The sequence below is a fragment of the Streptomyces sp. NPDC047917 genome (assembly GCF_043204345.1).
Classification (GTDB): Bacteria; Actinomycetota; Actinomycetes; order Streptomycetales; family Streptomycetaceae; genus Streptomyces; species Streptomyces sanglieri.
In genome coordinates, this window is sequence record NZ_JBIDCA010000015.1 from 208,975 (window position 1) to 227,394 (window position 18,420).

Sequence of the window (18,420 nt, forward strand, 5' to 3'; positions counted from 1 at the left end):
GCGGCAGGGAGGACGGCGTGGTGCGGGCGGCGGGGCCCGGAGCCCGGCCGCCCGATGGGGCCCGCAGGCCCCGTCTCCGGTCGCACGTCCCCGTCCGGGGCGTGCCCCTGTGCCGTACGGGCCCACCGCCGGATCCGGGCACACGCACCGCTCACCCACGCACCGCCCCGCCCACCCACGCACCGCTCCGCCTACCCTGTGAACCTTTCCGGCCCCTGCGGGGAACAAGGGGTGACCCGCCCGCCAGACGAGCCCCAGGAGCCGATGTGACCGGACCGCCGGCCAGCCCCGACGACGATGCCGAGGTCATCGCGCAGTCGCTGGAGGAACCCGAGATCTTCGCCGGGCTCTACGACCGTCACGCCCCGGACATCCACCGCTATGCCGCCCGCCGCCTCGGGGAGGGCGCGGCGGACGACATCACGGCGGACACCTTCCTCATCGCCTTCCGCACCCGGCGCCGCTTCGACCGCTCCCGGCGCAGCGCCCGCCCCTGGCTGTACGGGATCGCGGCGAACCTCATCGGCAAGCACCGGCGCAGCGAGGAGCGCGGGCTGCGGGCCCTGGCCCGTACCGGGCAGGACCCGGTGGCCGCGTCCTGGAGCGACCGTTGCGACGACCGGATCGCCGCCCGGGCACCGCTGGCGGCGGCGCTCGCCGCGCTCTCCCCCGGCGACCGCCATGTACTGCTGCTCGTCGCCTGGGCCGATCTCGGCTACCAGGAGGTCGCCCAGGCACTGGGCATCCCGCTCGGCACCGTACGGTCCCGGCTCAATCGCGCCCGCCGCAGGGTCCGCGCGGCCCTCAGCACCGACCCCTCGTTCACTCCCGACGCCATGGAGCTGAGCCCGTCATGGACGAAATGACCGAGCTGCGCGGGCTCCGCGCCGACGCACCCGTTCCGGACCGCGGGACACTCGCCCCCGGCCGGCGGCGGCTCACCGAGGCCGCGGCCTCGGGCCGCCGGGCCGGCCGGCTGCGGGCCGGCCGGCGGCTCGCCGTGGTCGGCGCGGCCGCGGCGATCACCGTCGCGGCGGTGCTCGGCACCCGGCTCGGGGACGCCGCCGCGCCCTCCCGCTCCGCCCCCGCGTCGACCACCAAGACCCTGCGGCTGGACAGCCCGGCCGAGGTGCTGAACCGGGCCGCCGACGCACTGGAGAAGCAGCCGGCCGGGCCTGAGCCGCGCGACGACCAGTGGATCTACACCAGGACCGCGCAGGTGGCCTCGCAGGGCAACGGGAACGGCTCGTCCCTCGGCCCCGTCACGTACGACACCGACTGGGTGCCGTACGACAACGCGGCCGCGGCCGCGGAGGGCAAGGACTCCGACTACCGCACCGCCCGCGAGGTCCACCGGGCCGCGAACGCGCTGCCCGACGACCCGGCGCGGCTGCTGGCGAAGCTCCGCTCCCTCTACCCGACCGGCCACACGGCCGGGGACCCGCCCGAGCGCGAGGCGCAGCACAGCTTCCGCGCGATCGGGTTGATGGCCGAGGCGTACCCGATCGCCCCGGCCGCACTCGCCCGGATCTACCGGGCCCTGGCCACCGTCCCCGGTGTGCGCGTCACCGGCCACCTGGTGAAGGACGCGGCCGGCCGCGAGGCCATCGCCATCACCCGGAAGGAGGACGACCGGCGCGAACAGCGGGAGATCCTGCTCGACCCGCACGACTTCGGCTACCTCGGGACGCGCGCCGTGGTCACCGAGGACCACACGTACAAGCTCGCCGCCCGCGGGGCCGGGGGTCCGGTGTTCAGGTTCGAGAAGGGGCAGATCCTGACGAGCGACGCCCGGGTCGAGGCCGCCGTCGTCGACGCCGAGGGCGAGAAGCCCTGATCCCTGCGGGGCCGTGAACCGGGTCCGGTGCCCGCCGCTGGGGAGCGGACACCGGACCCTCCGACGGCGGCGCACGGCCCCGGGCGCGTCATGACGTCGCCGCGGGCCGGCGCCGGTTCCGCCCCACCCCACGTGACCGAGCCCACCCCCCACTGCGGCAGAACTCCCGCGACAATGAACCCGTGATCACTTCGCCGCCACGGAGCACCCACCGACGCGCCGAGCACGCGGCGACGCCGTACGTCGACCTGTCCCGCGCCGAGTGGAGCGCGCTGCGCGACAAGACTCCGCTGCCGCTGACCGCCGACGAGGTGGAGCGGCTGCGCGGGCTCGGGGACGTCATCGACCTCGACGAGGTGCGGGACGTCTACCTGCCGCTCTCCCGGCTCCTCAACCTCTACGTCCAGGCCACCTCGGGCCTGCGCGGCGCCCTGAACACCTTCCTCGGGGACGCGGGCAACGGCCACGGCGCGCAGCGCGGCACGCCGTTCGTCATAGGCGTCGCGGGCAGTGTCGCGGTCGGCAAGTCCACCACCGCGCGCATCCTCCAGGCCCTGCTGGCCCGCTGGCCCGAGCATCCGCGCGTCGAGCTGGTGACCACGGACGGGTTCCTGCTGCCGATGAAGGAGCTCCGGGCCCGCGGGCTGATGTCGCGCAAGGGGTTCCCCGAGTCGTACGACCGGCGCGCCCTGACCCGGTTCGTCGCCGACATCAAGGCCGGCAAGGACGAGGTGACCGCACCCGTCTACTCACACCTGATCTACGACATCGTGCCGGACCAGCGGCTCGCCGTGCGCCGCCCCGACATCCTGATCGTCGAGGGGCTGAACGTGCTCCAGCCCGCGCTGCCCGGCAGCGACGGCCGGACCAGGGTCGGTCTCGCCGACTACTTCGACTTCAGTGTGTACGTGGACGCGCGCACCGAGGACATCGAGACCTGGTACCTCAACCGCTTCCGCAAGCTGCGCGACACCGCGTTCCAGGACCCGTCCTCGTACTTCCGCAAGTACACCCAGGTCTCCGAGGAGGAGGCCATGGAGTACGCGGCGACGATGTGGCGGACCATCAACAAGCCCAATCTGGTGGAGAACGTCGCACCCACCCGGGGCCGTGCCACCCTGGTGCTGCGCAAGGGCCCGGACCACAAGGTCCAGCGGCTGTCCCTGCGCAAGCTCTGAGCCTGCGAGCCCTCCGGGAGTCACCACGTGCTGCATCTGCGCCTGATCGTCCCCGCCGACCGTACGGACGAGGTGCTGCACCTGGTGGACAACACCCTCGGCACGACACATCTCGTCGTGCTGACCGGGGCCGCCCGCGACCCGGCGGGCGACATGATCCTGTGCGACGTGGCCCGTGAGGCGGGCGACGGGCTGATCTCCGCGCTGCGCCGCCTCGGGATCGACAAGTCCGGTTCGATCACCGTCGAGAACATGGACCTGACGCTCTCCGCGCACGCCGACCGGGCCGAGGAGGCCGCGCCGGGCGAGGGCGCGGACGCGGTGCTGTGGGAGGAGCTGACGGAGGCGACCCACGAGGAGTCGACGTTCAGCGTCACGTATGTGGCGTTCCTCACCGTCGCGACGATGCTCGCCGCCTGCGGTGTGATGCTCGACAACGCGATCCTGATCGTGGGCGCGATGGCGGTCGGCCCGGAGTTCGGCCCGCTGGCCGGGATCTCCACGGCCCTGGTGCAGCGCGCGCCGCGGTTGGCGCTGCGTTCCCTGTACGCGCTGATCGGCGGCTTCGCCGCGGCGATGGTGCTGACGGCCGGGTTCGCCTGGCTGATGGACGCCTCCGGGCTGTTCACCCGGTCGATGATCGAGGCCGACCGCCCCAACACGGCGTTCATCTGGAAGCCGGACGCGATGTCGTTCGTGGTGGCGTTCCTGGCCGGGATCGCCGGGACGCTCTCGCTCACCTCGTCGAAGTCCGGGGCGCTGATCGGCGTCGCCATCTCGGTGACGACCGTGCCGGCCGCGGCCAACGCGGCGGTGGCGTTCAGCTACAGCGACTACCACCAGATGTCCGGCTCCACGTCCCAGCTGCTGGCGAACCTGGGCGGAATCGTGGTCGCGGGAACGCTGACCCTGCTGGTCCAGAAGGCCCTGTGGGCCGCCCACCGCCGCCGGACGGCCCTCGCCACGGGCCCGTCCGGCGGTTGAGCGGATCCGGAGCGGGCGGGCCGGGCCCGGTCCGAACGAGAGACCCCGGGGTCTCTCGTTCGGGTCACGCCGGATCGGGGAGCGGGGTCCGCACGAGAGGCCCCGAGGGCTGTCCCGCAATTCCTGGCGGGACAGCCCTCAGCCCAGCGCGGACTTCACCACATCGGCCAGCCGCTCGGCGATCGCCCGGGCCTGCTCGATGTCGGCCGCCTCGACCATGACCCGCACCAGGGGCTCGGTGCCCGACTTGCGCAGCAGTACGCGTCCGGTGGAGCCCAGCTCGGCCTCGGCCTCGGCCACGGCCGCGGCGATCTCCGGGGAGGTGGCGACCCGGGACTTGTCGACGTCACGGACGTTGATCAGCAGCTGCGGCAGCCGCTGCATGACCCCGGCCAGATCGGCGAGCGTACGGCCGGTGGCGGCGACCCGGGCCGCCAGCAGCAGGCCGGTCAGCGTGCCGTCGCCGGTCGTGGCGTGGTCCAGGACGATGACGTGGCCGGACTGCTCGCCGCCCAGCGCGTAGCCCTCGGCCTTCATCGACTCCAGTACGTAGCGGTCGCCGACGGCGGTCTGGACGAGCTGGATGCCCTCCCGCTCCATCGCGATCTTGAAGCCGAGGTTGGACATGACGGTGCCGACCACGGTGTCCTTGCGCAGCTGTCCGGCCTCGCGCATGGCGAGGGCCAGGACGGCCAGGATCTGGTCGCCGTCGACCTCCTCGCCGTTGGCGTCCACGGCCAGGCAGCGGTCGGCGTCGCCGTCGTGCGCGATGCCGAAGTGGGCGCCGTGCTCGACGACGGCGGCCTTCAGCGGCTCCAGGTGGGTGGAACCGCAGCCGTCGTTGATGTTCAGGCCATTCGGGTCCGCGCCGATCGTGACGACCTCGGCGCCGGCCCGCGCGAACGCCTCGGGCGAGACCCGGGAAGCCGCGCCGTGCGCCTCGTCGAGCACGACCTTCAGCCCGTCGAGCCGGTTCGGCAGGACCGCGACGAGATGGGCCACGTAACGGTCGAAGCCCTCCGCGTACTCGGTGACGCGCCCGACACCGGCACCGGTGGGGCGCTCCCACGGCTCGCCGGAGCGGTGCTGCTGGTAGATCGACTCGATGCGGTCCTCCAGCTCGTCGGAGAGCTTGTGACCGCCGCGCGCGATGAACTTGACACCGTTGTCCGGCATCGAGTTGTGGCTCGCGGAGAGCATCACACCGAGGTCGGCGCCCAGCGCACCGGTGAGATACGCCACCGCCGGGGTGGGCAGCACACCGACCCGCAGGACATCCACGCCGGCGCTGGCGAGACCGGCCACGACGGCGGCCTCCAGGAACTCTCCGGACGCGCGTGGGTCACGGCCCACCACGGCTGTCGGCCGGGCCCCGTCGAGGGTGCTCCCCTCGGCGAGAACATGCGCCGCCGCGACCGAGAGACCGAGCGCCAGCTCGGCCGTCAGATCCGCATTGGCGACACCGCGCACACCGTCCGTGCCGAAGAGTCGTCCCACTGGTGTCCTCCGAAGATGCTCCGAAACCGCACAACCAAATCAACCAAAGCAAAGCAACACCGCGACAGGATGCGCGGAACACCGCGCACCGACCGCCGGGCAACACCAAGCCGTCACAAACAAGCCTATGAACGTCTTATGCCGTTATACGCCCGAGGGTGCCGATAAACGAACGCCCCGGCAGCACGAGAAGTGCCGCCGGGGCGAACGTGTAAAGCAGATGAGCAGGCGGTTTAGCGCTTGCTGTACTGCGGGGCCTTGCGGGCCTTCTTGAGACCGGCCTTCTTGCGCTCGACCGCACGGTCGTCACGGGAGAGGAAGCCGGCCTTCTTCAGCGGGGCGCGGTTGTTGTCCACGTCCGCCTCGTTCAGCGCGCGGGCCACGCCGAGACGCAGGGCGCCGGCCTGACCCGAGACGCCGCCACCCGAGATGCGGGCGATGACGTCGTAGCGGTTGTCGAGCTCAAGCACCTTGAAGGGCTCGTTGACTTCCTGCTGGTGCACCTTGTTGGGGAAGTAGTCCTCAAGGGTGCGACCGTTGATCTTCCACTTGCCGGTGCCCGGAACGATCCGGACGCGGGCGATGGCGTTCTTCCGACGGCCAAGGCCGGCGGCGGGCTGCGGGTCGCCGAAGCGGGACGCCAGCGACTCGCTGGTGTACTCGCCCTCGACGGGAACCTCGGACTCGAAGGTGGTCACCTCGGCGAAGACCTCTTCGCCCTCGGTGCCCTCGATGGGGTTCTCAACAGTGGTCTCGGCCACGATTCTCCTCAGATCTTTCTTTTGGTCTTAGGGGGAGGCCGGAACTACTGCGCGACCTGGGTGATCTCGAACGGGACCGGCTGCTGCGCAGCGTGCGGGTGCTGGTCGCCCGCGTAGACCTTGAGCTTCGAGAGCATCTGACGGCCCAGGCTGTTCTTGGGGATCATGCCCTTGATGGCCTTCTCGACGGCCTTCTCGGGGCTCTTGGCGAGCAGCTCGTCGTAACGGACGGAGCGCAGACCACCCGGGAACCCGGAGTGGCGGTACGCCATCTTCTGGGTCTTCTTGTTGCCGGAGAGGTGAACCTTCTCGGCGTTGATGATGATGACGAAGTCGCCCATGTCCATGTGGGGGGCGTAGATCGCCTTGTGCTTGCCGCGGAGGAGGTTCGCAGCCGTGGTGGCAAGACGGCCCAGGACGATGTCCTGCGCGTCAATGATGTGCCACTGGCGCGTCACATCGCCGGGCTTGGGGCTGTACGTACGCACTTCGTAGCCTTCGCTTCTTCAGTGGATGGGGTCCAGACACATGGCACCTCTGAAGCGATCATGCAGCTGGGGCTCACAATGCCGGGGACGCTGCCCGTATGCGAGCCACTGGTAACTGCTCCAGAGAACCTACGTAAGGGCCCTACGCGTGAGAACGACGAAGCCAATACGCATAACAATCGACGAGACTACCCGCCCCGCCCCGGACGGGTCAAAACGCGTGGCCCCCGGGCGGGCGGCGGTGGGGTTCCCCGGCCCGGCCGGCCCCGCGGCCGGGGGTCTCGTCCGCAATCGCCGGACGGGCCGGCCGGTGCGGGTCCCCCGGCCGTGCGGCGGCCGCGTCACCGGGCCCGTTCCACCCGCCGCTCGTCCCACACCGGCTCCGCCGTCTCCCGAACGACCCCGTCGGAGCCGAACACCAGGTAGCGGTCGAAGGACTTCGCGAACCAGCGGTCGTGGGTGACCGCCAGCACCGTTCCCTCGTAGACCTCAAGACCGTCCTGGAGGGCCTCCGCCGACTCCAGGTCCAGGTTGTCCGTCGGCTCGTCGAGCAGCAGCGCGGTCGTGCCGGCCAGCTCCAGGAGGAGGATCTGGAACCGTGCCTGCTGGCCGCCGGACAGCTTCTCGAAGGGCTGGTCGCCCTGCCGTTCCAGCTCGTAGCGGCGCAGCACGGACATCGCCCCGCCGCGGTCCTTGGCGTGCTCGGTCCACAGGATCTCGACGAGGGTGTGCCCGAGCAGCTCGGGGTGGGCGTGGGTCTGCGCGAAGTGGCCGGGTACGACCCGGGCCCCGAGCTTCCACTCCCCGGTGTGCGCGACCTGCTCGCCCGCGAGGAGCCGCAGGAAGTGCGACTTGCCCGAGCCGTTCGAGCCGAGGACGGCGACCCGCTCCCCGTAGAAGACCTCCAGGTCGAACGGCTTCATCAGGCCGGACAGCTCAAGGTTCTTGCAGGTCACCGCGCGCACCCCGGTCCGGCCGCCGCGCAGCCGCATCTTGATGTCCTGCTCGCGCGGCGGCTCCGGCGGCGGGCCCGCGTCCTCGAACTTCTTGAAGCGGGTCTGCATCGCCCGGTAGCGGGACGCCATGTCGGGGCTGATCGCCGCCTGCTGCCGCAGCCGGTGGACCAGCGCCTTCAGCCGGGCGTGCTCCTCCTCCCAGCGCCGCAGCAGCTCCTCGAACCGGGCGAACCGGTCCTTGCGCGCCTGGTGGTACGTGTCGAAGCCGGCGCCGTGCACCCACACGTCGCTGCCCGCCGGGCTCGGCTCCACGCTGACGATCTTCTCGGCGGCCCTGGAGAGCAGCTCACGGTCGTGCGAGACGAACAGGACCGTCTTGCGGGTCTCCTTGAGCCGGTCCTCCAGCCATCGCTTGCCGGGCACGTCGAGATAGTTGTCCGGCTCGTCGAGCAGCAGCACCTCGTCGGGCCCGCGCAGCAGCGCCTCCAGCACCAGCCGCTTCTGCTCACCGCCGGACAGTGTGCGCACCTCGCGCCACTGCGCCTTCTCGTACGGGACGCCGAGCGCGGCCATGGTGCACATGTCCCAGACGGTCTCGGCCTCGTACCCGCGCGCCTCCGCCCAGTCGCTCAGGGCCTGCGCGTACTTCATCTGCGCGGCCTCGTCGTCGACGGTGAGGATCAGTTCCTCGGCCCGGTCGACCGCGACGGCCGCCTCCCTGATGCGCGGCTGGGAAACGGAGACGAGCAGATCCCGGACCGTGCGTTCGTCCCGCACCGAGCCCACGAACTGCTGCATCACGCCGAGCCCGCCGCTCACCGAGACGGAGCCGCCGTGCGGCTGGAGGTCCCCGGCGAGCAGCCTGAGCAGCGTCGTCTTGCCGGCCCCGTTGGCCCCCACCAGGGCGACCACGGCCCCGTCCGCCACCCGGAACGAAGCATCGCCGAGCAGCACCCGCCCGTCCGGTAGGTAGTACTCCAGGTGGCCCGCTTCAAGATGTCCCATACACAGCATTGTCACGGCCCGCGAAGCCCTGGCCCAACCGGTTTACGTCTCCTCTAGGATCGCGGCATGAGCTTTGGGCAAGGGGAGCCCTCCTGGGGGCCCGGGGGCGCACAGACTCCGGACTGGGCAGCGCTGGCCGACGAGTCCGCCGCGCGCAAGCGGCGCAAGAGGTGGCTGCTGATCGGCGGCGGCGTGCTCGCCACCGCGGCGATCGGCGCGATCGTGGCCACCGCCGTCATCTCGGCCAACAAGAACAGCAGTCCCACCGGCTCCGGCAAGAACGCCGGCGAGCTGCCCGCGCCGAGCGACCTGCCGAGCGAGACCGCCGAGCCCGAACCGTCCTTCTCCTCGGTGGCGCCGCCGCCCCCGCCGAACCCGAAGGACTACATCTCCGACGCGAAGAAGGACCGGGCGCCGATCACCGTCGACACCTTCTTCCCCGGCAAGAAGCTGACGATGGGCGACCGCGTCTACGCCAAGGGCGCGACGCAGCAGACGAAGCACTGCGCCGCGACCACGAAGGGCGCGCTCGGCACGGTCCTGGTGAACAACGGCTGCGACCAGGTGATCCGGGCCACCTACAGCAAGGACGGCGTCGCCGTCACCGTCGGCCTCGCGGTCTTCCCGACGGAGGCACAGGCCAAGAAGGCGGCCCGGCAGGCGAGCGGCAGCATCGCCACGCTGAGCGGCTCGGGCGTGCCGGCCTTCTGCCCCGCCGGTTCGGTCTGCCGCCGCACCGCCAACTCCTACGGCCGCTACGCCTACTTCGCCATCAGCGGGTTCACCAACGGCAAGAGCGTCACCACGGCCGACAAGAACGCCTACACCACCGGCAACGACCTGACGAACTTCACGTTCCGGCAGATCCACCGCCGCGGCGAACTCCAGGCCTCGGCCGCCGCCACCGCCCCCACCGCCTGATCCGGGCCGGGGCTCCCGTCCGCCTTCCGTTCCTCCTCGCCCTTCCCCCGTACCGCGCCACGGCGGCCGCCGGCGCCGGACCGGGCCGCGGCCGCCGACGCCCCGGACACCGCACACCGCACCGGGGCCCCGCGGTGACGTCGTCGACGCCTGAGAACTCACCTGTGTAGGGTCTGCGGGTCCGATGTGACGGACTTGTGTGCGGCTGAAAGCGTGGGGTGGGATGGCGGTCAAGGTCACGGTGGTGGTCCCGACGTACAACTCGGGAAGCCACATCGAAGCACTGGTCGATTCGTTGCTGCGGCAGACGCTGCCCGCGGACGAGTTCGAGGTGCTCTTCGTCGACGACGGTTCGACCGACGACACCCCCGCGCGGCTGGAGGCCCTGGTCGGCGAGCACGACCACTTCCGGATGACCCGCATCCCGAACTCGGGGTGGCCGGGCAGGCCCCGCAACGTCGGCGTCGATCAGGCCGAGGGCGAGTACGTGCAGTTCGCCGACCACGACGACCGCTTGGCACCCGAAGCGCTTGAGCGGCTCTGCGCCATGGGGCGGCGCAACGGTTCCGACATCGTCATCGGGAAGGTCGCGAGCAACTTCCGCAGCCGCGGGGTTCCCTACGGCCTGATGAGCCGGACCCGTGAGTCCTGCACCGTCTGGAACGCGCCGCTGATCGACAGCCTGACGCCGCACAAGATGTTCCGCACCGCGTTCCTGCGCGAGCACGGCATCGTGCACCCGGAAGGCCCCTGGATCCTGGAGGACCAGCTCTTCATGGTCCGCTCCTACCTCAAGGCGTCCGTCGTCTCGGTGGTGGGCGACTACGTCACGTACTCGTACTGGGCGCGCGAGGACGAGGAGAACGCCGGCACCGCGCTCATGGACCCGCGCTGGTACTACGGAAATCTGCGCCAGATCATGGCGACCGTGGTCGCGGGCACCGGGCCGGGGGCCGATCGCGACCGCCTTCTCCGCCGTTTCTACCGGGTGGAGATGCTGTCCCGGCTCGGCGTACCGGCGCGTGGCGCTCTCATGGACCCCCGGTTCGACGGCGACCCGTTCGAGGCGGTACGCGAACTGGCCGAGGAATTCGTCACCGACGGAATGCACGACGGCCTGGCCCCGCTCCTGCGGGTCCGTTCCACGCTGCTGCGGCAGAACCGGCCCGGAGAACTGGAGGAGTTCACCCTCCGCCAGACGGACCTCAGGGCCCGGTGCACAGCAGAGTCCGCGACCTGGAACCGCGATCGGCTCAAGGTCGCGTTCACCGCGCGCTTCGAGGAGAGACCCGACGGCTCGGGGCTCGTCCTCTCCCGCGACGGCGACCGGCACTTCCTCGCGCCGTATCTCACGGACGGCATCGTCGACGAACCCATCGACGTGACACGCGAGTTGAAGACCTTCAAGGTCGATGTTCTGCTGCGCCACACGGAGACCGCACATGTGTGGGTCCTCCCGCACCGGACGTCCCTCGTCCTTGAGGAAGAACGCGGCGCCGACGGCAGCACGCTCGTACGCCCCCTCGTCACCGGGACCGTGACGATCGACCCGCAGCAGGCGGCGGGTGGCGGACCGCTCGGGGAGGGCCGGTGGCAGGTCCAGGTCCGGCTGTCCGGAGCCGGCCTCGACCGGTACGCGGAACTCGGCGAGGCCACCCCGGCCGCCGGCCTCCAGGTCCCCGCCCCGCAGATCCTCGCCGGCCACCGGATCACCCCCGCCCACACCGGCACCGGTCTCACCCTCGTCGTACGCGCCACCGACGACACCCCCGCGCTCCGCCCGCCCAGGGTCAGCGTCGTCGTCCCCACCCACGAGGCCACGCCGGAGTCGCTCCGGGAAACGCTCGACTCGCTCGCCGCCCAGACGCTGCCCGCCCACGAGATCGACGTCGTCCTCGTCGGCGACGGCGACGGAGAGGTGCTCCCGCCGAGCGACGCCGCGTCCCGCAACACCGGAATCGACGCGGCCACCGGCCAGTACGTGCTGTTCATGGAGCCCGGCGACCGTCTCGCCCCCGAGGCGCTGCGGCGGATGTACGACTACGGAGTGGAGCACGACTCCGACATCGTCGTCGGCAAGCTCGCCGGCAAGGACCGTGCCCTGCCGCGCGAACTCTTCGTACGGGACCGGCCCCGGGCGACGCTCGCCAAGGACCCCCTCGCCGACAGCCTCACCGCCAACAAGCTGTTCGACCGGGCCTTCCTCACCGAGCACGCCCTCCGTTTCCCGGAGGACCGGCATCCGCTGTCCGAGCAGCTGTTCACCGCACAGGCGTATCTGCGGGCGGGCCACGCCTCCGTGCTCGGCGGCCAGGTCTGCTACCACTACGGCCCGAAGCGGCCCGCCGTCCCCGTACCGGCCGCCGAGTTCTACGCGGCGCTGCCCGCACTCCTGGAGACAGCCGACACCCTGGCAGGTTCCGGAGCGGCACGCGACCGGCTGCACCGGCGCTGGCTGCGCGTCGAGGTGCTCGACCGGATCGGCGGCAAACAGTTCCTGGCACTGGACGAGGAGGCCCGCACCGAGATCCTCCACGAGATCCGCGAGGCACTGAGCGGCCGGGTGTCCGAGACCGCGGTGGCGGGCCTTCCGGTCTCCCGGCGCGTGGCCGTCGGCCTGATCGAGGACGAGGACCAGGACTCCCTGGCGCGGCTCGTCGAGTGGGAGAACTCCATCGCCTGCCGCCCCACCCTCACCGGGCTGTCGTGGCAGGACGACGGCACGATGCACATCGCCTTCGACGCCCTGCTGCACGCCGCCGACGGCCCGGTCGGAGTCACCACCGACGACGGCGACGACGGGGACCGGCACGTCCTCGCCCCGACGGGCCTCCCCCGGCCCCTCCTCGACCGCTTCGCGGCCGAACCGCTCACCGGCGGCGCCTCCCCGGACAAGGCATCCGTGGTCCTGGTCCTGCGGGAGCGCAGCAGCGGCGCCGAGTACCGCATGGTCACGGAGAGCACCGTCGTACGCGGCGACGGGGGCCTGAAGGTGACCGGCTCCACCGGACTGGATCCCGCCCGCGCGGTCGCCGGTGCACCGCTCGGCCGGGGCGTCTGGGACCTGTCCGTACGCCTCAACGCGCTCGGCTGGACCAAGTCCGCGCGCCTCGGCAGGGTACGCGCGCCCGAGGTCCCCGCCCAGCTCACCGCCGTGGCGCACCCCACCGAGCGGACTCTCCGCATCACCCCGTACTGGACCGATCCGCACCGCGACCTGTCGCTGCGCGTCGAAGTCCCCGAACCGCCGAAGCCGGCCGCCGCCGCGCCCCGGCCCCGCAGGCCGCGCCTGCTCAGCCGGGTCGCCCGGATCGTACGCAAACGCTGACGGCCCGGCCCGCGGCCCTCAGCAGCATCCGCCCCCGGGAAGCGTCCGCACATTGCGCGCTTCCCGGGCACGGGCGGCCAGCAACTCATCGGCGGGGTAGGCCACTTCCTCCAGCGTCAGTCCGTGCGGACGCACCACGTGCACGCCGGGGTCACGGACGCGGGCCGCGAGCACCTGGGCGGGCCACTCGGCGGGGCGGCGCCCGTCGCCCACGAAGAGCGCGGCGCCGATCAGCGCGCGGACCATGTTGTGGCAGAACGCGTCCGCCTGCACGGTCGCCGTCATGATGCCGCTCGCCCCGTCGCGGACCCAACTCAGCTTCTGCAGCGTACGGATGGTCGTCGCGCCCTCACGCTTCTTGCAGTACGCGGCGAAGTCGTGCTCGCCGGTCATCCGGGCGGCCGCCTCGTTCATCGCGTCCACGTCCAACGGCCGGTCGTGCCACAGCACATGACCGCGCAACAGCGGATCCACCCCGCCGGGACGGTCGGCGACACGGTAGGCGTAGCGGCGCCACAGCGCCGAGAACCGGGCGTTGAAGCCCTCCGGGGCCGGCGCGATCCGCCAGATCCGCACGTCCGGCGCCATCCGTCCGGCCATCCGCCGCAGCAGCTTGTCGCCGTGCTCGGCCCACACCTCGTCGGGCAGGTCGACGTGCGCGACCTGGCCCCGGGCGTGCACCCCGGCATCGGTCCGGCCGGCGACGGTCAGGTCGTACGTCCGCGAGGAACGCGTCACGGTCCGCAGCGCGTCCTCGATCTCACCCTGGACGGTCCGCCTGGCGGTCTGCTTCGCCCAGCCCGAGAAGTCCTTGCCGTCGTACGCCAGGTCCAGCCGCACCCGTACGAAGCCGGGCTCCACCTCGTCACTCACCCATGGGTCCTTTTCTACCGGTGCACGCGGCACACGCGGGTACATGCGGAACGGGCCCGCACCGCCCCGAAGGGTGGTGCGGGCCCGTCCAGTGGTCTCAGAACGCTCAGGCGTCCTTCGACTCGGCGTCGTCGGCCGGCTTGGCGTCCTCGACGGCCTCGGCCGGAGCCTCGTCCTTGAGGGCGTCTTCCTTGACCGCGCGCTTCGTCGCGGCCTCGGCCTCACCGGTGGCCTGCTGGGCCACGGTCAGCGCCTCGACCAGCTCGATGACCGCCATCGGGGCGTTGTCGCCACGACGGTTGCCGATCTTGGTGATGCGGGTGTAACCACCGGGGCGGTTCTCGTACCGCGGGGCGATCTCGGTGAAGAGCGTGTGGACGACGCCCTTGTCCGTGATCGACTGCAGCACCAGGCGACGGTTGTGGATGTCGCCCTTCTTCGCCTTGGTGATGAAACGCTCGGCGACCGGACGCAGGCGGCGGGCCTTGGCCTCGGTCGTGGTGATGCGGCCGTGCTCGAACAGCGACTTCGCGAGGTTGTTGAGAAGAAGCTTCTCGTGCGCAGCGCTGCCGCCCAGACGGGCACCCTTGGCGGGCTGAGGCATGGTTTTTCTCCTTGTGTGCTGCACCGGCCGTATCAGGTACCGGTGTCAGTTCCCACCCGGCGGATGCCGAGCGGAAGTGTGTGTGAGGACAAAGCCCTCGCCCGGACCGGGGCACCCACACGGGTACCCCGGCCGGGAGGCGTACTAGTACTGCTCGGTCTCCACGAAACCGGCGTCCGCGTCGTCGTCGGCGCCGAAGGCGTCGGCGGCGGCGGTCGGGTCGAAGCCGGGAGGCGAGTCCTTCAGCGCGAGGCCCATACCGGCCAGCTTCGCCTTGACCTCGTCGATCGACTTCGCACCGAAGTTGCGGATGTCGAGCAGGTCGGCCTCGGAACGAGCCACGAGCTCACCCACGGAGTGGATGCCCTCGCGCTTGAGGCAGTTGTACGAACGGACCGTGAGCTCCAGCTCCTCGATCGGCAGCGCCAGATCGGCGGCGAGCGCGGCGTCCGTCGGGGACGGGCCCATGTCGATGCCCTCGGCGTCGATGTTGAGCTCGCGCGCCAGACCGAACAGCTCGACCAGGGTCTTGCCGGCCGAAGCCATGGCGTCACGGGGACGCATGGCCTGCTTGGTCTCGACGTCGACGATCAGCTTGTCGAAGTCGGTGCGCTGCTCGACACGGGTCGCCTCGACCTTGTACGTGACCTTGAGCACCGGCGAGTAGATGGAGTCGACCGGGATACGGCCGATCTCCTGGCCCGCCTGCTTGTTCTGGACGGCGGAGACATAGCCGCGACCGCGCTCGACGGTCAGCTCCATCTCCAGCTTGCCCTTGCCGTTGAGCGTGGCCAGGACCAGGTCCGGGTTGTGCACCTCGACACCGGCCGGCGGGGCGATGTCGGCAGCGGTGACCAGGCCGGGACCCTGCTTGCGCAGGTACATCACGACCGGCTCGTCGTGCTCCGAGGAGACGACCAGCTGCTTGATGTTGAGGATGAGGTCGGTGACGTCCTCCTTGACGCCCGGCACGGTGGTGAACTCGTGCAGGACACCGTCGATCCGGATGCTGGTGACAGCGGCACCGGGGATCGAGGAGAGGAGCGTACGGCGAAGAGAGTTGCCGAGGGTGTAACCGAAGCCCGGCTCCAGCGGCTCGATGACGAACCGGGAGCGGAACTCGTCAACGACCTCTTCGGTCAGCGACGGACGCTGAGCGATAAGCATGTTGCGTTCCTTCAGTCGTGGGCGCCCACTATTTGACGCCCCCAGATACTGACAAGGGTACGGGCGGCACGACCCCGAAGGGGCCGTACCGCCCGGACCCACGGGCTACTGCCTGGAGCAGAGCCCGAAGAAATCAGACGCGGCGACGCTTGGGCGGGCGGCATCCGTTGTGCGGGGTGGGGGTGACGTCCTGGATCGAACCGACCTCCAGGCCGGTGGCCTGGAGCGAACGGATCGCGGTCTCGCGGCCGGAGCCCGGACCCTTGACGAAGACGTCAACCTTGCGCATGCCGTGCTCCTGCGCGCGGCGGGCGGCCGACTCGGCGGCCATCTGCGCGGCGAAGGGGGTGGACTTGCGCGAACCCTTGAAGCCGACGTGGCCGGCGGAGGCCCAGGAGATCACGTTGCCCGAGGGGTCCGTGATCGAGACGATGGTGTTGTTGAACGTGCTCTTGATGTGCGCGTGGCCGTGAGCGACGTTCTTCTTTTCCTTGCGACGCACCTTCTTGGCTGCGCCCTGACGACCCTTGGGGGGCATGTCTTGACTCCAGATGGAGAGGGGAGGTGATCGGTCCTACAGCGAAGACCGCTGGTTGCTGCGGATGACCGGTGGCCCGGCCGCCCGCAGTGCGTCCGCTGAGGACTACTTCTTGCCCGGCTTCTTCTTGCCGGCGATCGCGCGACGCGGGCCCTTGCGGGTACGAGCGTTCGTGCTGGTGCGCTGGCCGTGGACCGGCAGGCCGCGGCGGTGACGGATGCCCTGGTAGCAGCCGATCTCGATCTTGCGGCGGATGTCGCCCTGGATCTCGCGGCGAAGGTCACCCTCGGTGCGGAGGTTGGCGTCCACGTACTCGCGGATCTTGACCAGGTCCTCTTCGGCCAGGTCACGAACGCGGGTGTTGGGGTTCACGCCGGTGGTGGCGAGGATCTCCTTGGACCGGGTGCGCCCGATACCGAAGACATAGGTGAGGGCAACCTCCACGCGCTTTTCGCGCGGGATGTCAACACCTGAAACGCGTGCCATTCAATGGCTCCAGTTGTTAATTCGGGGGTCTTCCGCAGTGCCGCTCCCGACCGCCGACCTCTCATGACGAGAGGTGGTACGCCCGGGTCCCCGGCCCCCGCCGGAGGTGTCGTCAGCCGAAGCTTGGACGGACTCTGCGTATGTACGTTTTACGTGCGTCGCGCGAAGTACTGCGAGATGCAGGGGGTCGTGCGTCAGCCCTGGCGCTGCTTGTGGCGCAGGTTGTCGCAGATGACCATGACCCGACCGTGACGGCGGATCACCTTGCACTTGTCGCAGATCTTCTTGACGCTCGGCTTGACCTTCATGGGATGTCAGGTTCTCCGGGTCAGTGCCGTCACCGCGCAGGAGCGAGGTGGAGGCAAGATCTACTTGTAGCGGTAGACGATCCGGCCACGCGTCAGGTCGTACGGGGAGAGCTCCACGACGACCCGGTCATCCGGAAGGATTCGGATGTAGTGCATCCGCATCTTGCCGCTGATGTGCGCGAGGACCTTGTGACCGTTCTGGAGTTCCACCTTGAACATGGCGTTCGGGAGGGACTCGATCACGGTGCCCTCAATTTCGATGGCACCTTGCTTCTTGGCCACGCTTCGCCTTTCGAATCGGCTACCTTGATCGACTTTCGGCACAGCATGCGGACACACTGATGCACGAGAGCCGACGAGTCAGTCTACGTCAGCGGACCCCAAAAGACGAATCCGTCAAGTTTGCCCACCGGAGGAGATCCTTAGACCTCGACAAGCGGGTCAAATCCCCCGGGCTCCGTCAGCCCAGAGGATCGGGCGCCGCCTCGATCCCGTACTGCGCCAGCTTCTCCCTGCCGCAGTCGGGGGCGGTCAGGACCAGGGGGCCCTGCTCGGTGAGGGCGATCGAGTGCTCCCAGTGGGAGGACCAGGTGCCGTCCGTGGTGATGACCGTCCAGTCGTCCTGGAGCACCTCGGTCTGCGCCGTACCGAGCGAGACCATCGGCTCGATCGCCAGGCAGACGCCGGGGACCAGCTTGATGCCCTTGCCGCGCTTGCGGGCGACGTAGTTCAGCAGGTGCGGGTCCATGTGCATCTCGGTGCCGATGCCGTGGCCGCCGTAGTCCTCGATGATCCCGTACTTGCCGGTGGCGGGACGGGGCTGGCGGCGGATGTAGGACTCGATCGCCTTCGAGATGTCGACCAGGCGGTTGTTCACCTTCATCGCGGCGATGCCGGCCCACATGGACTCCTCGGTCACCCGGGAGAGCTCGACCAGCTCCGGTGCGTGACCGGTGCCGACGAAGGCCGTGTACGCGGCGTCGCCGTGCCAGCCGTCGACGATCGCGCCGGCGTCGATGGAGATGATGTCGCCGTCCTTGAGGACCGTCTTCTCGTCCGGGATGCCATGGACGACGACCTCGTTGACCGAGGTGCAGATGGTCGCGGGGAACCCGCCGTAACCGAGGAAGTTCGACTTCGCGCCGTGGTCGGCGATCACCTTGCGGGCGACCTGGTCCAGGTCCAGCGTGGTGGCGCCGGGCACCGCCGCCTCGCGGGTGGCCGCGTGAATGGCAGCGACCACCAGCCCCGCCTCGCGCATCTTCGCGATCTGCTCGGGGGTCTTGATCTGCACCATTGCGCGGCGCCTCTCTGCATCGGACTGCATCGAACGGTGATGTCTGCGGCGTACTCACACAACGATACGGCGCAAACAGTCGGGCGCGGCGCCCCAGGACGCCCCGGCCGCCAGCACAAGAACAGAGGGGGTGTGCACACAGCCCGATTCGGCCGTTTGGGGCGACCAAGGCCGCGCGGGCACAAAGGGGTC

18 protein-coding genes are annotated in these 18,420 nt (G+C 70.4%); 6 read left to right on the forward strand and 12 right to left on the reverse strand.

Features of this window, described 5'->3' with window-relative positions:
• Positions 1-266 precede the first annotated feature (266 nt).
• The 4 genes from ACGF8B_RS33485 to ACGF8B_RS33500 all read left to right on the forward strand — a co-directional run bounded on the left by ACGF8B_RS33485 (position 267) and on the right by ACGF8B_RS33500 (position 3,999).
• Positions 267-866, forward strand: coding sequence for an RNA polymerase sigma factor (locus ACGF8B_RS33485; protein WP_342282387.1), 600 nt, complete (start codon positions 267-269; stop codon positions 864-866).
• A complete protein-coding gene (locus ACGF8B_RS33490) occupies positions 854-1,837 on the forward strand; it encodes a CU044_5270 family protein (protein WP_392745882.1) in 984 nt (327 codons plus the stop codon). The genes ACGF8B_RS33485 and ACGF8B_RS33490 overlap by 13 nt, the downstream gene beginning before the upstream one ends.
• Before the next feature lie 182 nt (positions 1,838-2,019).
• Complete coding sequence (coaA, locus tag ACGF8B_RS33495; RefSeq protein ID WP_392745883.1) at positions 2,020-3,015, forward strand: type I pantothenate kinase; 996 nt, start codon at positions 2,020-2,022, stop codon at positions 3,013-3,015.
• 27 nt (positions 3,016-3,042) lie between these two features.
• Positions 3,043-3,999, forward strand: a complete 957-nt coding sequence (locus ACGF8B_RS33500) for a DUF389 domain-containing protein (RefSeq protein WP_392745885.1) — start codon at positions 3,043-3,045, stop codon at positions 3,997-3,999.
• 138 nt (positions 4,000-4,137) lie between these two features.
• Here ACGF8B_RS33500 and glmM read toward each other — a convergent pair whose 3' ends face one another.
• From glmM to ACGF8B_RS33520, 4 genes are all read right to left on the reverse strand, one after another.
• Positions 4,138-5,496, reverse strand: coding sequence for a phosphoglucosamine mutase (gene glmM, locus ACGF8B_RS33505; protein ID WP_392745887.1), 1,359 nt, complete (start codon positions 5,494-5,496; stop codon positions 4,138-4,140).
• A gap of 233 nt (positions 5,497-5,729) precedes the next feature.
• Positions 5,730-6,257 carry a 30S ribosomal protein S9 gene (rpsI, locus tag ACGF8B_RS33510; protein ID WP_030979658.1) on the reverse strand — a complete coding sequence of 176 codons (528 nt, stop codon included), beginning with the start codon at positions 6,255-6,257 and terminating at the stop codon, positions 5,730-5,732.
• 44 nt (positions 6,258-6,301) lie between these two features.
• The gene (rplM, locus tag ACGF8B_RS33515) at positions 6,302-6,745 is read right to left on the reverse strand and encodes a 50S ribosomal protein L13 (protein ID WP_072486702.1); all 444 of its coding nucleotides are present in this window, start codon (positions 6,743-6,745) and stop codon (positions 6,302-6,304) included.
• A 341-nt stretch (positions 6,746-7,086) separates the two neighbouring features.
• The gene (locus ACGF8B_RS33520; RefSeq protein ID WP_392745945.1) at positions 7,087-8,715 is read right to left on the reverse strand and encodes an ABC-F family ATP-binding cassette domain-containing protein; all 1,629 of its coding nucleotides are present in this window, start codon (positions 8,713-8,715) and stop codon (positions 7,087-7,089) included.
• Positions 8,716-8,772: 57 nt separating this feature from the next.
• On the opposite strand from ACGF8B_RS33520, the gene ACGF8B_RS33525 reads away from it, so the two are divergent.
• Together ACGF8B_RS33525 and ACGF8B_RS33530 are read left to right on the forward strand one after the other, a co-directional pair.
• A complete protein-coding gene (locus tag ACGF8B_RS33525) occupies positions 8,773-9,627 on the forward strand; it encodes a hypothetical protein (RefSeq protein ID WP_392745889.1) in 855 nt (284 codons plus the stop codon).
• 223 nt (positions 9,628-9,850) lie between these two features.
• On the forward strand, positions 9,851-12,955 hold the full coding sequence (locus tag ACGF8B_RS33530) for a glycosyltransferase family 2 protein (RefSeq protein ID WP_392745890.1): 3,105 nt from the start codon (positions 9,851-9,853) through the stop codon (positions 12,953-12,955).
• A gap of 18 nt (positions 12,956-12,973) precedes the next feature.
• On the opposite strand, the gene truA is transcribed toward ACGF8B_RS33530, so the two are convergent.
• From truA to map, 8 genes are all read right to left on the reverse strand, one after another.
• Entirely contained in the window at positions 12,974-13,828 is an 855-nt protein-coding gene (truA, locus tag ACGF8B_RS33535; protein ID WP_392745892.1) for a tRNA pseudouridine(38-40) synthase TruA, read from the reverse strand.
• A 106-nt stretch (positions 13,829-13,934) separates the two neighbouring features.
• On the reverse strand, positions 13,935-14,432 hold the full coding sequence (gene rplQ, locus ACGF8B_RS33540) for a 50S ribosomal protein L17 (RefSeq protein WP_392745894.1): 498 nt from the start codon (positions 14,430-14,432) through the stop codon (positions 13,935-13,937).
• 144 nt (positions 14,433-14,576) lie between these two features.
• A complete protein-coding gene (locus ACGF8B_RS33545) occupies positions 14,577-15,599 on the reverse strand; it encodes a DNA-directed RNA polymerase subunit alpha (RefSeq protein ID WP_024755423.1) in 1,023 nt (340 codons plus the stop codon).
• Positions 15,600-15,732: 133 nt separating this feature from the next.
• Entirely contained in the window at positions 15,733-16,137 is a 405-nt protein-coding gene (rpsK, locus tag ACGF8B_RS33550; RefSeq protein WP_003956432.1) for a 30S ribosomal protein S11, read from the reverse strand.
• A 105-nt stretch (positions 16,138-16,242) separates the two neighbouring features.
• Positions 16,243-16,623: a 30S ribosomal protein S13 gene (gene rpsM / locus ACGF8B_RS33555; protein WP_014047799.1), complete on the reverse strand. Its 381-nt coding sequence runs from the start codon at positions 16,621-16,623 to the stop codon at positions 16,243-16,245.
• A 194-nt stretch (positions 16,624-16,817) separates the two neighbouring features.
• Positions 16,818-16,931, reverse strand: a complete 114-nt coding sequence (rpmJ, locus tag ACGF8B_RS33560) for a 50S ribosomal protein L36 (RefSeq protein WP_003956441.1) — start codon at positions 16,929-16,931, stop codon at positions 16,818-16,820.
• A 60-nt stretch (positions 16,932-16,991) separates the two neighbouring features.
• Positions 16,992-17,213 carry a translation initiation factor IF-1 gene (gene infA / locus ACGF8B_RS33565; RefSeq protein WP_003956442.1) on the reverse strand — a complete coding sequence of 74 codons (222 nt, stop codon included), beginning with the start codon at positions 17,211-17,213 and terminating at the stop codon, positions 16,992-16,994.
• Positions 17,214-17,391: 178 nt separating this feature from the next.
• Positions 17,392-18,228, reverse strand: coding sequence for a type I methionyl aminopeptidase (map, locus tag ACGF8B_RS33570; protein ID WP_266913322.1), 837 nt, complete (start codon positions 18,226-18,228; stop codon positions 17,392-17,394).
• Between the last annotated feature and the right edge of the window lie 192 nt (positions 18,229-18,420).